Genomic DNA, 14,296 nt, shown 5'->3' on the forward strand with positions numbered 1-14,296 from the left:
GTATACCTTTTGTTGTAGGACAAAAGTACAAAAAGGCCATATTTCATTCGCCTTTAGAGTTTATCAGTCAACCAGCTTTCCACACTAGCAATTGCGGCTGGCAATTTATCCACATCTGGACCCCCAGCCATTGCCAGATCCGGGCGACCGCCACCTTTGCCGCCCAGCTGTTGCGCCACGTAATTCACCAGATCCCCTGCCTTCACCTTGCTGGTGAGATCTTTGGTCACGCCAGCCACCAGACTGGCTTTGTCTCCACCGGCTCCTAATACGATGATGCCTGAGCCCATTTTGTCTTTGAGCTTGTCCACCATGTCGCGCAGGGATTTTCCGTCGACCCCTTCCACTACGGCACTCAGCACTTTAACACCTGCCAGTTCTTTGGCCTGCTGCAGCAGGTCATCACCGGCGCTACTGGCCAGTTTGGCTTTTTGCTTTTCCAGTTCTTTCTCAAGGGTTTTTACCCGATCCAGAATCTGCTGAACCTTGTCCAGACTGGTGTCACGGGAGCCTTTTACCAGGGCACCAATTTTATTCAGCACGGCGTCCGACTCATCCACCCAAGCCATGGCTCCGGCACCGGTTACAGCTTCGATCCTGCGCACACCGGCGGCAACGCCACCTTCTGAGATAATACGAAACAGTCCGATATCACCGGTACGACGGGCGTGGGTACCACCACAGAGTTCAATAGAGAAGTTATCCTCCCCCATGGAGAGCACGCGCACTTCATCGTCATATTTCTCACCAAACAGGGCCATTGCGCCTTTGGCCTTGGCGACCTCAATGGCCATAAGCTCGGTGGTGACCGGGGTGTTGGCTCGAATCTGTTCGTTTACCAGACGTTCCACCTCTTTGATCTCTTGCGGTTTCATGGCTTCCAGATGGGCAAAGTCAAAACGCAGGCGATCGGCTGTCACCATGGAGCCTTTCTGAGCCACGTGCTCCCCCAGCACCTTGCGCAGAGCGGCGTGCATCAGGTGAGTGGCGGAGTGGTTAAGACGGATGGCTTGACGGCGGGTGTTGTCGATTGTGGCGGTGACGCTGTCACCTACTTTCAGCTCTCCACTGGCCAATACGCCATGATGCAGGTGGGCATCACGCTCTTTGGTGGTATCGGTCACGTCAAACGTAGCGTCCGAGCTTCGGATAAAACCAACATCGCCGACCTGCCCACCGGACTCGGCATAGAATGGGGTATTGTTAAGAACGATCACGGCCTGCTGCCCGGCTGTGATTGCAGCGACCGACTGCCCTTCTACGAACAGCTCCACTACACTGGATTCACCCGCAATGTCGTCATAACCACAGAACTCGCTGGCACTGGTGACTTCCAGACCGTCGTGGTAGTTGGCCTTGAACTTGCCAGCCTCTTTGGAGCGCTTTTTCTGTTGCTCCATCTCTTTCTCGAAACCGGCTTCATCAATGGTGAGTTCACGCTCACGGGCGATATCGGCGGTCAAATCCGCAGGGAAACCATAGGTGTCGTAGAGCTTGAACACCACATCACCGGGAATCTGGGTGCCCTGTAAGGTTTCCAGATCCTGCTCCAGAATGCGCAGGCCCTGCTCGAGAGTCTTGGCGAACTGCTCTTCTTCGAGCTTTAGTACTTTCTCTACCTGAGCCTGGCTTTGCTTAAGCTCCGGGTAGGCATCCCCCATCTCGGCAACCAAGGGGGCTACCAGCCGGTGGAAGAACAAATCTTTCATCCCCAGCTGATTACCATGACGAATGGCTCGACGCAGAATACGACGCAACACGTAACCGCGCCCTTCGTTAGACGGCATCACGCCATCGGTAATCAGGAATGAGCAGGAACGAATGTGATCGGCGATTACCCGTAAGGATTTATTGTCGAGATCCTGGGTACCCACAATATTGGCAGTGGCCTTTAGCAGGTTGGTAAATAGATCAATTTCGTAGTTGCTGTGCACGCCTTGCATGACCGCCGCAATACGCTCCAGGCCCATGCCGGTATCCACGGAAGGCTTGGGCAGCGGTTGCAGCTCACCATCTGGCTGTCGGTCGTACTGCATGAACACCAGGTTCCATATTTCGATGTAACGATCGCCATCTTCTTCAGGGCTGCCTGGAGGCCCACCCCACACATCGGCGCCGTGATCGTAGAAGATTTCGGTGCAGGGGCCGCAGGGGCCAGTGTCACCCATCTGCCAGAAATTGCTGTCCGCCCCCAGGCGCGAGAAACGCTGTGGATCGACGCCCATTTCCTTCAGCCAGATGTCTTCTGCCTCTTGGTCCTCGTGGTAGACGGTCACCCACAACTTTTCTTTGGGCAGGCCCAGGGTCTCGGTCAGAAACTGCCATGCGAAACGGATGGCTTCGGGCTTGAAGTAGTCGCCAAAACTGAAGTTACCCAACATTTCGAAAAAGGTATGGTGACGGGCGGTGTAGCCCACGTTTTCCAGATCGTTATGCTTACCGCCAGCACGCACACAGCGCTGAGATGAGGTAGCACGGCTGTAACCACGCTGATCGCGCCCCAGAAACACGTCCTTGAATTGAACCATGCCCGCATTGGTGAACAGCAGGGTTGGATCGTTACCTGGCACCAGAGTGCTGCTGGCAACCACTTCGTGGCCTTGAGACTGAAAATATTCGAGGAATGCTTTGCGGATTTCTGAGGTTTTCATAGCAGTGGCTATCTGAACTCGCTGATTCGGTAAGTTTAGGGGGCGATTGGCCCGAACAGGGCGCAATCAGCAAAAGGCGAAGTTTACCATCTATTGGGACTATTGCATCTAGGGTGGATGTAATTTAGGGGCTCAGGGGTCGTAAGGGTCATACTGATCCGCCGGATCAAATTTCAACGCATGATTGATCTGATCAAGGGTGAATCCGCGATACTGAAGGAACCGCATCTGCTTGGCTCGGGTTTTGATGTCCGTGTCGCGCTTAATGCCAAAGCGGCGCTGACAGGTAGCAACTGCCTGCTCGAACCAATCGACCGGGTTGGCTTCCAGCGCCTGCTGGATTGTATCCTGGTCGATCCCTTTCTGCTTAAGCTCTGACTGAATGCGAATGAGACCGTGCCCCTGATTGATACGGCCTCGCACCAAATTCACGGCAAAACGGGCATCACTCTGCAACCCCCGCTCTGCCATCTGCATCAGTACCTGCTCCACCAGTTCGGGATCGTACTTGGCGGACAACTTAACGCTCAGTTCGCGCGCGCTGTATTCACGCCGCGCCAGCAGTTGCATCACCTTCTCCCGAATCTCCTGCTGGGCTTCCATCTCTGCTTATGCGACCGTTTCAGGGGTCAATCGTTTGATCAAGGCTTCCAGGCGGCTCAGCGCTGCCTCTACCTTCATACCTTTGAGCTGACGACGGGCATCGAATTCTGCCAGGGCCTGGGGCTTGCTTTTGGCAGGGCGACGACCGCTCACATCACCTTGCTGCACCTGCAGGGTCAACGCGTTCACTTCAAGCTGCTGCTGATCATCCAGCGACAGTCCGGCAGCTTGCTCACAGGCCCGAGCCAATCGCGCTGTCAGCTCTGGGCTAAGGCTGACTGGCGACTGCTTTTCGGTTGCCTTTACCGGCTTTCGAGCTGCGACCTTTTGCTGCTGCGGCTTAGCAGGCTGCTTGGGCACAGATTTGAGCGCCTGACTTGCGGGCGCCCTGGTTTTGGCGACGGGCCGGCTTTGAACGATACGGGCCGGAGCCGGTTTCGCGGCGGCGAGGGCTGGTGGATCTGTGCGGTTCAAAGCCTGCTCACCCTCTTCTACCAACTCATCAAATACCCTGAGGGATTCCTCCACCAGCAGGTTGATGGTGCCCGTACCTAGCAAGCTAATGCGCCCCACCACTGTATCGGAACCGCCAAGGGGCTCACCCATATCCACGATCTGCCGATACAGACGCGTGCGCTCCGAATCCACGATACTGGCTAATCCGACACCAGCCAGGCCCACCTTACGCAGATTGATCTTCACTTTCTCTGCCAAAGACAAGTCTTCCACTACCATGTCAGTTAACTTTCCCATGTTATTTCTCTCGTAATCGTTGTGATGAGGAGGGCTTCCGACCTTAGCTACGATCGGCGATGGTCGCTATGCTACACAAAATTGATAAGAATGAAAAAGCCCCTCGAAAGGGGCTTCTGCAAAGAGCTTCTTGATTTTCCATGAATGGATAAAGACTAGTCTTTTTCTTTATCCATAAACTCGGACTTGGCGGAAAGAAAGCCCAACTTGAGAGAATCCCAAGCCAACTCCAAACCTTCCTTGACGTCTTCCCAGGCCTCCTCCGCTGCATCTTCCAGCTTGTCGAACTTTTGCTTGATCTCAGCACGCTTGCTTTTCAGCTCGGCCAAGGTTTCATCCAGCTTAACCTTGTATTCATCCGACGCCTGATCGAGCTTTGTTTCAAGACGCTCGATATCCACTTCCCATTCGGCCAACTGCTTTTTCAACTTTTCAGTATATTCGTGCTTGCTCATAATGCGTGCCTCCAATTGTTATGGTCAGACTTTGGCAGATGCCAACAACCCAGGTATTGATACATATCAAGCAAGTATTTCAATTACACCATCATTACGCCGCCGGGTTGGAAAAGGTGATCACACCATCATCCAGATCACCGTATCGCAACATCGCCAAATCCAATGCATAGTTCTGATGCAGCTTCCACGGTGCCTTGTTGCCCTGACGAGGAAGGTGCGCTAGAGCACGCTGCACATAACCTGACTGAAAATCCAAAAACGGCTCTTCGTGCACACTGCTATCAGTCAAGCGCGGCGTGACCTGCTTCATCTTCTTCTTATCCATCAATTTGAGCAAGCGACACAGGTATTCAATGGTGATATCCGCCTTCAGCGTCCAACTGGCGTTGGTATAACCAAATACCATGCCGAAGTTAGGCACATCCTTAAACATAAAGCCTTTGTAGTTCATGGTCTGCGACATCGTAAAAGGCTGACCATCCAGCTCCAACGCCATCCCACCGAGCAATTGCAGATCAAGCCCGGTGGCGGTGATGATGATATCCGCCTCCAGCTCTTGCCCCGATTGCAGCAAAATGCCTTTCTCAGTAAAGGTGTCGATCAAATCCGTCACCACCGAGGCCTTGCCGTTACGAATCGATTTAAATAAGTCACCATTGGGCACAGCACAGAGGCGCTCATCCCACGGATTGTACTTGGGTGAAAAGTGCTTCATATCGAAGTTTTCACCCACCTGCCGACGCACCTGAGATAACAATAAGCGACGAATGGCTTTGGGTTTGGCTCGAGCCAGTTTGAAAAAGAACATCTGGAAACCCACGTTACGGGTTCGAGCCATGCGATAAACCAACTTCTCAGGCAGATAACGACGCAACTTGTTCGACAGCTTATCTTTCAACGGCACCGACGCTACATAGCTGGGCGAACGCTGCAACATCACCACATGCTCAGCGGTTTCGGCCATAGACGGAATCAAGGTCACGGCGGTGGCGCCACTGCCGATCACCACAACCCGCTTGCCGCTATAGTCGAGGTTCTCAGGCCAATGTTGCGGATGGATAATCTGCCCCTTAAAGCGATCACGGCCTTTGAATTCAGGTGTAAAACCAGCGTCGTAGTTGTAATAACCCGTACAGCCCAGCAAGAAACCGCATTCAATCTGAAACACGTCTCCAGTATCGGTACGCTGAACATCTACTGTCCAGCGCGCTTTATCGGTACACCAGGAAGCCTTGAGGCTTTTGTGCCCGAAGCGAATGTTCTTTTCGATTCCGTTCTCACGGGCCGCTTCCTGAATATAGGCGCGAATGTCCGGACCATCGGCAATGGCTTTTGGGTTGGTCCAGGGTTTAAAGTTGTAGCCCAGCGTGTACATATCAGAATCAGAGCGTATACCAGGATAGCGGAACAGATCCCAGGTTCCACCGATGGCCTGACGGCCCTCGAGAATGGCGTAGGTTTTATTGGGCACCTTCTTTTGCAGGTGGCAAGCAGCACCAACACCGGACAGACCGGCGCCAATAATTAATACATCCACGTACTCTGTAGTCATACAATACTCTCTGATCGTTATAATTCTGTGCTCTAATCAGGCATCACCAACGCTACCAAGCGGAACAACTAAAGCACTCGAGTTAACCATAAGACACCATATCAATGGTAACTGTCACTGACCGAACTGACCAAAAACTGATATTTTCAGCCAAGATGATCGGCAACCACCGCCTCCTGCTTTCGGTCGGCTCACTACCCCATTAAAAAAGGCGCATATCTATGCGCCTTTGTAGGTCTGGAGTTACAACAGAGATCAGGCCGTCTTGGCGCTGGATTCGGAGCCATTAGACATATGACACAACCCCTGCATATCCAGCACTTCTACTTCCTTACCATCCACATGGATGATCCCTTGCTTCTGCAAGCGCGTGAATACACGGGACACCGTTTCTACTGCCAAGCCAAGAAAGTTACCAATGTCATTACGTGACATCGGCAGACGGAAGCCCGACGCTGACAATCCACGCTTGGTATGCCGAGTAGAAATACTCAACAGCAAAGAAGCGATTCGCTCTTCAGCGCTCTTTTTGCTGAGCAGCATGATCAATTGCTGGTCAGCCTGAATTTCCCTGCTCATCAACTGGAAAAAGTGGCGCTGCAAAGTTGGAATCTGGGCGGATAACACTTCGAGCTTTTCGAAAGGAATCTCACATACTGCGGCCGTTTCAAGAGCTTTGGCAGAGTTGGAATGGATGTTAGTACTGATACCATCGATACCCAGCACCTCTCCGGGCAAATAGAAACCCGTAACCTGCTCTTCCCCATCTTCGGTGACAGAATAAGTTTTAATCGTGCCACTGCGTACCGCGTAAATGGACGCAAACGGATCGCTGGCGCGGAACAAATGCTCACCTTTTTTAAGAGGCTTGCTGCGCTTGATGATGTTATCCAGCTCTTCGAGCTGATTGTCATTCACTGCCACAGGAAGACAGATCGGATTAAGGCTACAGTCCGTACAGGACACGTTAATATTTCGGGTGGGAACCCGGCTCTTGCAATCATGTTCTGAGGACATAGGCTTTTCCGTGCTGACCTGCCGAGAGGTGTAAATCTCATTTATCTAATATGCGGCGATGTTAACACGGTTAAGCGGACTATAGAACTCTTGAGAAACGACGCCCCGATTTCATATGTTGAGGAAGATACGTATCAAAAATCATGCAGATCTTGCGCACAACCAAGCGCCCCTTTGGGGTGACGTGATAGTTATTCCCGCTGCGGGCCAGTAAGCCCTCCTCGACATACAAATTCAATTGATTGATTTCACTCGAAAAATGCGATGAAAAGTTGATATTGAACTGTTCCTCAATCTGCGTGGGAACAAGCCAGTTCTGACATAACAGAGACATAATGACTGCACGGCGGATTTCATCATCGGTGCTGAGCACGACCCCGGCAGTAACCGGCACAACCTCGTCATCCATACACGCCTGATATTCCGTTATAGATTTGGTGTTCTGGCAGTAAACGTTATTGATCAGGCTTATGGACGACACACCCAACCCCACCAGATCTGCATCTTTGTAGGTGGTATAGCCCTGAAAATTACGATGCAGCGTGCCATTGGCCTGAGCTTGCGCTAGCTCATCACTGGGCTTCGCAAAGTGATCCATACCGATATACACGTACCCAGCCGCAGATAACTGATTCGATGCCGCACACAAAATCTGCAGCTTCTCCTCGGCAGGAGGCAGAGCCTCTTCTGGCAGCAACCCTTGCGACTTGAAACGCTCCGGCAAGTGCGCGTAATTGAAAAGCGATATTCGATCAGGTGACAGGTGCACAACTTTATCGATGGTTTCCCGAACCGATTCAACCGTCTGATATGGCAGGCCGTAAATGAGATCAAAATTCACCGACCGATACTGATAATTTCGAGCAGCCAGCATCAACTCTTCTATTTGCTCATAGGATTGCACCCGGTTGATGGCCTCCTGAACTTTTTCATTAAAATCCTGAATACCCAGACTGATCCGATTGAACCCTAAGCCTTTCAATAACCCCAATTTGTCGGCATCAATGGTACGAGGGTCAATTTCTATTGAGTACTCACCCCTCTCTGAATCGACCAAATGAAAATGACGCCCTATCTCAAACCATAACTCAGTCAGTTCTGCATCATTAAAATAAGTGGGCGTACCACCGCCCCAATGCATCTGATACACAGGCCGCCCTTGCTCAAAGTTCCGTGATTTAATACGGATTTCTTTAATCAACGCATCCAGATAACGGCGCTTCTTCTCTTCATTTTGCGTGATTACTTTATTACAGGCGCAGTAATAGCAAAGGGAAGCACAGAAAGGTAAATGAATATAAAGAGACAACGGCATACGTGAGGCGTTACTGCGACCCACCGCGCTCAGATAATCCTGTTCGGTGAACTCTTCGTGAAATTGCAGAGCCGTCGGATAGGAAGTATAGCGAGGACCAGCGACGTCATGCTGCCTGATAAACTCACTGTCCCACAGCGAGTCAGCGTCGGACTGTTGTTTGACCAAATGCATATATAGTTCCCATCACCAATACGAAACCAAATTCTTTTGTTGTATTGGGTGAATTATCCATTTAAAGCAAAACAGAGCCTTGACCCACGTCAAACATGCCCTTGTCGGCACGATCTGGACGTGCAACTTACTGATAAAACATAAAAAAACCGACAGAAAAGCATCTGTCGGTTTTGTATAAAGCCTTGCAGGAAGTCTTTATGAGCAAAAATCAGGCTTCTTCCAGAGCCTCGGCTTCCTTAACCGGTGGCTTAACGCTCAACATCTGGTTACGGATCTCCTGTTCGATTGTGTTAGCCACATCGAGGTTATCCTCCAGAAACTTGGACGCATTGGCTTTACCCTGACCAATTTTGTTGCCCTGATACGCATACCAGGCACCAGATTTATCCACCAAGCCACAGGCTACCCCCAGATCCAGCACCTCTCCCATGTGGTAGATGCCAGAGCCATAGAGGATCTGGAACTCGGCCTGCTTAAACGGTGGGGCCACCTTATTTTTCACAACTTTGACTCGGGTTTCGTTACCCACCACTTCTTCACCTTGTTTCACTGCACCGGTGCGACGAATATCCAAGCGCACAGAGGCATAAAACTTAAGCGCGTTACCGCCGGTGGTGGTTTCCGGGTTGCCGAACATAACACCGATTTTCATACGAATCTGGTTGATAAAAATGACCAGACAATTGGCCTGTTTGACGCTACCGGTGATTTTACGCAGAGCCTGAGACATCAAGCGAGCCTGCAGCCCCACATGACTATCGCCCATTTCACCTTCGATTTCAGCTCTGGGCACCAGCGCGGCAACAGAGTCCACAACAATGACATCAACCGCGTTGGAGCGCACCAGCATGTCGGTAATTTCCAACGCCTGCTCACCAGTATCAGGCTGGGACACCAACAGATCATCAACATTAACACCTAGCTTTTGGGCATAGGTTGGATCCAACGCATGCTCTGCATCCACAAAAGCGCAGGTTAAGCCCTGCTTTTGTGCCTGCGCCACTGCACTGAGGGTTAAAGTGGTTTTACCGGAAGATTCTGGCCCGAAGATTTCAACAATACGGCCTTTAGGCAAGCCACCAATACCCAGCGCAATATCCAAGCCGAGGGAACCGGTTGAGATGGCAGGAATAGCTTGCAACTCCTGATCACCCATACGCATTACAGCACCTTTACCGAACTGACGCTCGATTTGAGAAAGTGCAGCACCTAGCGCCTTTTTCTTGTTGTTGTCCATCAATCTTTCCTCACATTGTTAATTCGCAGTGTTATATCGATCACCCAATCAATTACTGTATATTTAAACAGTATTATTCTGTTTCATCAAGTGATTCAGGCAATTCTTTTTCTGAGCCCTGTGGCTGCGCCTGTTCGGACAACCACGAACGAATGCGTACCAGCAGCCCCTGTAACGCCAAAGTGACCGCCGCAGCCCTCACATCCCGGCGCGCCCCTGGCAACAGGGTTAACGATGAATCCACCGAGCCAGCAATATTCCAGGCCAGCCATACCGTACCGACAGGCTTCTCATCGGTGCCGCCATCGGGACCAGCGATGCCACTGATAGCAACCGAAAAATCAGCACCGGACTTTTTTACTGCACCCAGCGCCATCTCCTCCACCACCTCACGGCTCACCGCACCATATTTATTGAGGGTGCGAATTTTTACTCCCAGCATTTCACGCTTGGCTTCATTGCTGTAAGTAACGTAACTGCGATCGAACCAGGCAGAACTACCCGCCACCTGAGTGATTGACTGAGATACCCAGCCACCAGTGCAGGACTCCGCAGTGACGATTTTTTTTCGTTTATCTGCCAACAGAGTGCCGAGCTGCGTAGACAAGGCCTCTATTAACATTATTTGATCGTTGTACAACAACATAGACAGTTCTAGGTTAATAAAAGTGCATTGAATTCTACTGGTTTAACCTGTCGGGGACTACGACGAATCCCCTATTTCTGGTAGTTCATTATCCTGACAGCAGGTCAGCAAATTACCGGTCAGGTTCTTTTAAACCCTGCCAGACAGGTTACAATGGCCTCTTTTGATTCTTAAACCTCCAGACCAAAAGAACACACCATGTCCGCTACTGAAGCTCAAGCCCAACACACCCCTATGATGCAGCAATACCTGCGCATCAAGGCGGAACACCCCCATGAACTGGTGTTTTATCGTATGGGGGATTTCTACGAGCTGTTTTTTGAAGATGCGCAGAAAGCCGCCGAGCTTCTGGACATTACCCTGACCCAGCGGGGCCAGTCTGCGGGCAAACCGATTCCCATGGCAGGTGTGCCTTACCATGCGGCGGAAAACTATCTGGCGCGGTTGGTAAAAATGGGTGAATCCGTGGCAGTCGCAGAACAGATCGGTGATCCGGCCACCAGCAAAGGGCCTGTAGACCGCCAGGTTGTGAGGATTGTCACGCCGGGCACAGTCAGCGATGAAGCCCTTCTGGATGAAAAATACGACAACCTGTTGTGTGCAATAAGCCAGCATATGGATCGCTTCGGTATCGCTCATCTGGACATCAGCAGCGGCCGCTTCTTTGTATCTGAAGTCGATGGCGAGGCCGCTTTGCAGGCGGAGCTGGCGAGGCTCGACCCTGCCGAATTACTGGTCACCGAAGAATCCCATGTTCACAGCCTGATGAAAGAGCGCAAGGGCGTGCGTTCGCGCCCAGCCTGGGACTTCGATCAGGAATCCGCCCAACGGGCACTGGTGCAACAGTTTCAAACTCAGGATCTGGCGGGCTTCGGCTGCGAACACATGACCGTAGCCGTGGCGGCAGCTGGCTGTTTGCTGCAATACGCAAAGGAAACCCAGCGCGCTGCCCTGCCCCATATTCGAGGCCTGGCGGTAGAAACTCTCAGCGACTGCGTAGTGCTCGACAGCGCCACACGCCGCAACCTGGAACTGACCGAAAACATCCACGGTGAGGATAAATACACACTCGCCTGGGTATTGGATAAAACCAAAACCGCCATGGGTGGCCGCATGCTGCGCCGCTGGCTGCATCGCCCTATTCGCAATCGTAAACAACTTACGCAACGCCAGGATACCATCGCCGCTTTGCTGGATAACTACCAGTACGAACCGATACAAGCTGTGCTCAAACAGATCGGCGATATAGAACGCATATTGGCGCGGGTGGCATTAAAATCCGCTCGACCGCGAGATCTGTCCCGCCTGCGGGACGCATTGAATGCGCTACCGGCGTTGCAAGACGCCATCACTGCCATGCGCTCCGACACCATGGCCAAACTGGCGCAAGAGATCAGCACCTACCCCACCCTGGCAGAGCTGCTCAACAAGGCCATTATAGAGACGCCACCGGTACTGATTCGCGATGGCGGTGTTATCGCCGAAGGCTATGATCCTGACCTGGATGAACTGCGGGGAATCAGCGAAAACGCAGGCCAGTATTTAATCGACCTGGAAGAGCGTGAACGGGAGAAAACCGGGCTCAGCACCCTTAAAGTGGGCTACAACCGGGTACACGGATATTTTATAGAAATCAGCAAATCCCAAGCCAAAGACGCTCCCGCGGAGTACATTCGCCGTCAAACCTTGAAGAACGCCGAGCGCTATATCACCCCTGAGCTGAAAACCTTTGAAGACAAAGCACTCAGCGCCAAAAGCCGTGCATTAGCTCGCGAAAAAGCCCTGTTTGACGAACTGCTGGACACCTTGAGTGAAACACTGTTCGAGCTTCAAGGCAGCTTTATGGCGGTATCTGAGCTAGATGTGCTCTCGTGCCTGGCTGAACGGGCTGACACCCTGGCCTTGTCCCGCCCAACCCTGGCGGATGAAGCGGGGCTGTATATCGAGTCCGGTCGCCATCCGGTGGTTGAACAAGTATTAAGCGATGCTTTTATTCCCAACGATCTGCGCCTGGACAGTTTTCGTCGAATGCTGGTCATCACCGGCCCTAACATGGGCGGTAAATCGACCTTCATGCGTCAAACAGCGCTCATTGCCATTCTCACCCATATGGGCAGCTTTGTACCTGCTGAGAGCGCCAAAATCGGGCCTATTGATCGTATATTCACCCGCATCGGCTCCTCCGATGACCTCGCCAGCGGGCGTTCTACATTCATGGTGGAGATGACGGAAACCGCCAACATCCTGCATAACGCCACGCGTCAAAGCCTGGTGCTGATGGATGAAATCGGTCGCGGCACCAGCACGTTTGACGGTCTATCGCTGGCTTGGGCCTGCGCTAACCATCTGGCGGTAAAGATTCAGGCATTAACCCTGTTCGCCACCCACTATTTCGAACTGACCCAATTACCGGATCAAGCACCCAATGTGGTGAATGTGCACCTGTCTGCCAAGGAGCAAGGGGACACTATCCTGTTTTTGCACAAAGTGATGGAAGGTCCAGCCAACCAGAGCTATGGTTTGCAAGTAGCGAAACTGGCTGGTGTCCCGGCGAACGTCATCAGCAATGCCCGTAAAAAGCTGACGCAGCTGGAAAAGCAGGATCTAAACAACCAAGTGCTGATCCAGGCCAACCAGCCACTGCAATCCGATCTGTTTGCGGAACCACCGACGCCACACCCGGTGGTAGAAATGCTGGGCAAGCTGGATCCAGACTGCCTGAACGCACGCCAGGCTCTGGATCTGGTGTACAAACTGAAAGAAATGACCGAAAAGTCATAACTCGCAAACTTTTGTATACCAGTACTTTGCGAGCAACGTAGAATGCGCGATTAGAGTTGCCTGTAATGGGTATAGGCAGTAGACTCCCCCGCGTAAAATTCAGTAGAGGGCGTTAATTCATGACATTCGTTGTTACCGATAACTGCATCAAGTGCAAATACACGGACTGTGTTGAAGTTTGTCCTGTGGACTGCTTCTACGAGGGCCCAAACTTCCTGGTCATCCACCCCGATGAGTGCATCGACTGCGCCCTGTGTGAGCCTGAGTGCCCCGCTAACGCAATTTACTCAGAAGATGAAGTACCGGCAGATCAGCAGCAGTTTATTGAACTGAATGCCGAGCTGGCTGAAACCTGGCCCAACATTACCGAAAAGAAAGACTCCCTTGCTGACGCAGAAGAGTGGGATGGCGTTGAAGGCAAGATTCAATATCTGGAAAAATAAACAGACGCGCAAAAAGAAGGGCGGTTTTTACACCGCCCCACCTCGCTTTGGATATCCCTACCCAGGCTTCCTGCCTAAACGTCCCTGACAATCATCCTGATTGTGTCCTTTGCACAGCGTCCTGCTGTTGAGGTAATACTACCCCATACAAACCACTACGATTGATATACAAAACAACACAATTTCGACGCGACTGTCGGACAATATATTTTTATGCCGTAATATCAAGGCATTACAGAGACACGAACAGAAAAATACAGAGTAGGATGAGGTACAAACTACGACTCTCGCACATACCTGTGAGATATCTCCTACACAGCTGCGGGATTATGTCCTATGATGTGATTATCGATTTATCGAAAGGAATTCTTTGGAAGACAAAGAAGGGCGGTTTACCGCCCACCTCGCTTTGAACCTGCTCCCTGATTCTATCCGCCTGGCGTCCATGCCGGCTTCCTTACTCGTCCCTGACTGGCATCCGATGCCTAGCTCCTGAACTTCCCTGTTGAACTCTACAAGCTTCCTGCCTGAACTTTCCTGATGCTGGTAATCCGTTACCCGCTAAATCCCTTTATCCCTTCTTAATCCATTGCAATCCGTTCGGAAACGATTCCTTCGTTTCGCACCAACATCCAGTTGGTTCCTTTTATCCTTTTAACGTCG

Annotated in this window: 11 protein-coding genes; 2 read left to right on the forward strand and 9 right to left on the reverse strand. The window is 51.7% G+C overall.

The window, feature by feature from the left end:
- Positions 1–53 precede the first annotated feature (53 nt).
- The 9 genes from alaS to Kalk_RS04310 all read right to left on the reverse strand — a co-directional run bounded on the left by alaS (position 54) and on the right by Kalk_RS04310 (position 10,409).
- On the reverse strand, positions 54–2,651 hold the full coding sequence (gene alaS, locus Kalk_RS04270) for an alanine--tRNA ligase (protein ID WP_101893020.1): 2,598 nt from the start codon (positions 2,649–2,651) through the stop codon (positions 54–56).
- Positions 2,652–2,783: 132 nt separating this feature from the next.
- Positions 2,784–3,254: a regulatory protein RecX gene (locus Kalk_RS04275; protein ID WP_101893021.1), complete on the reverse strand. Its 471-nt coding sequence runs from the start codon at positions 3,252–3,254 to the stop codon at positions 2,784–2,786.
- A 6-nt stretch (positions 3,255–3,260) separates the two neighbouring features.
- Positions 3,261–4,007, reverse strand: coding sequence for an acyl-CoA-binding protein (locus Kalk_RS04280; RefSeq protein WP_158643297.1), 747 nt, complete (start codon positions 4,005–4,007; stop codon positions 3,261–3,263).
- Positions 4,008–4,162: 155 nt separating this feature from the next.
- Positions 4,163–4,462 (reverse strand): sll1863 family stress response protein, encoded by a 300-nt coding sequence (locus Kalk_RS04285; RefSeq protein ID WP_101893023.1) that lies wholly within the window; start codon positions 4,460–4,462, stop codon positions 4,163–4,165.
- Positions 4,463–4,556: 94 nt separating this feature from the next.
- Positions 4,557–6,017, reverse strand: a complete 1,461-nt coding sequence (locus Kalk_RS04290) for a flavin-containing monooxygenase (protein ID WP_101893024.1) — start codon at positions 6,015–6,017, stop codon at positions 4,557–4,559.
- Between the two features lie 255 nt (positions 6,018–6,272).
- Positions 6,273–7,034, reverse strand: a complete 762-nt coding sequence (gene fnr / locus Kalk_RS04295) for a fumarate/nitrate reduction transcriptional regulator Fnr (RefSeq protein WP_101893025.1) — start codon at positions 7,032–7,034, stop codon at positions 6,273–6,275.
- Positions 7,035–7,113: 79 nt separating this feature from the next.
- Positions 7,114–8,523 carry an oxygen-independent coproporphyrinogen III oxidase gene (gene hemN, locus Kalk_RS04300; RefSeq protein ID WP_101893026.1) on the reverse strand — a complete coding sequence of 470 codons (1,410 nt, stop codon included), beginning with the start codon at positions 8,521–8,523 and terminating at the stop codon, positions 7,114–7,116.
- Between the two features lie 211 nt (positions 8,524–8,734).
- Positions 8,735–9,763, reverse strand: a complete 1,029-nt coding sequence (gene recA / locus Kalk_RS04305; RefSeq protein WP_101893027.1) for a recombinase RecA — start codon at positions 9,761–9,763, stop codon at positions 8,735–8,737.
- Positions 9,764–9,836: 73 nt separating this feature from the next.
- Complete coding sequence (locus Kalk_RS04310; RefSeq protein WP_267892416.1) at positions 9,837–10,409, reverse strand: CinA family protein; 573 nt, start codon at positions 10,407–10,409, stop codon at positions 9,837–9,839.
- Between the two features lie 198 nt (positions 10,410–10,607).
- On the opposite strand from Kalk_RS04310, the gene mutS reads away from it, so the two are divergent.
- Both mutS and fdxA read left to right on the forward strand, forming a co-directional pair.
- Positions 10,608–13,190, forward strand: coding sequence for a DNA mismatch repair protein MutS (gene mutS / locus Kalk_RS04315; protein WP_101893028.1), 2,583 nt, complete (start codon positions 10,608–10,610; stop codon positions 13,188–13,190).
- A gap of 119 nt (positions 13,191–13,309) precedes the next feature.
- Entirely contained in the window at positions 13,310–13,633 is a 324-nt protein-coding gene (gene fdxA, locus Kalk_RS04320) for a ferredoxin FdxA (protein WP_101893029.1), read from the forward strand.
- The last annotated feature ends 663 nt before the right edge of the window (positions 13,634–14,296 follow it).

This window comes from Ketobacter alkanivorans (assembly GCF_002863865.1).
Classification (GTDB): domain Bacteria; phylum Pseudomonadota; class Gammaproteobacteria; order Pseudomonadales; family Ketobacteraceae; genus Ketobacter; species Ketobacter alkanivorans.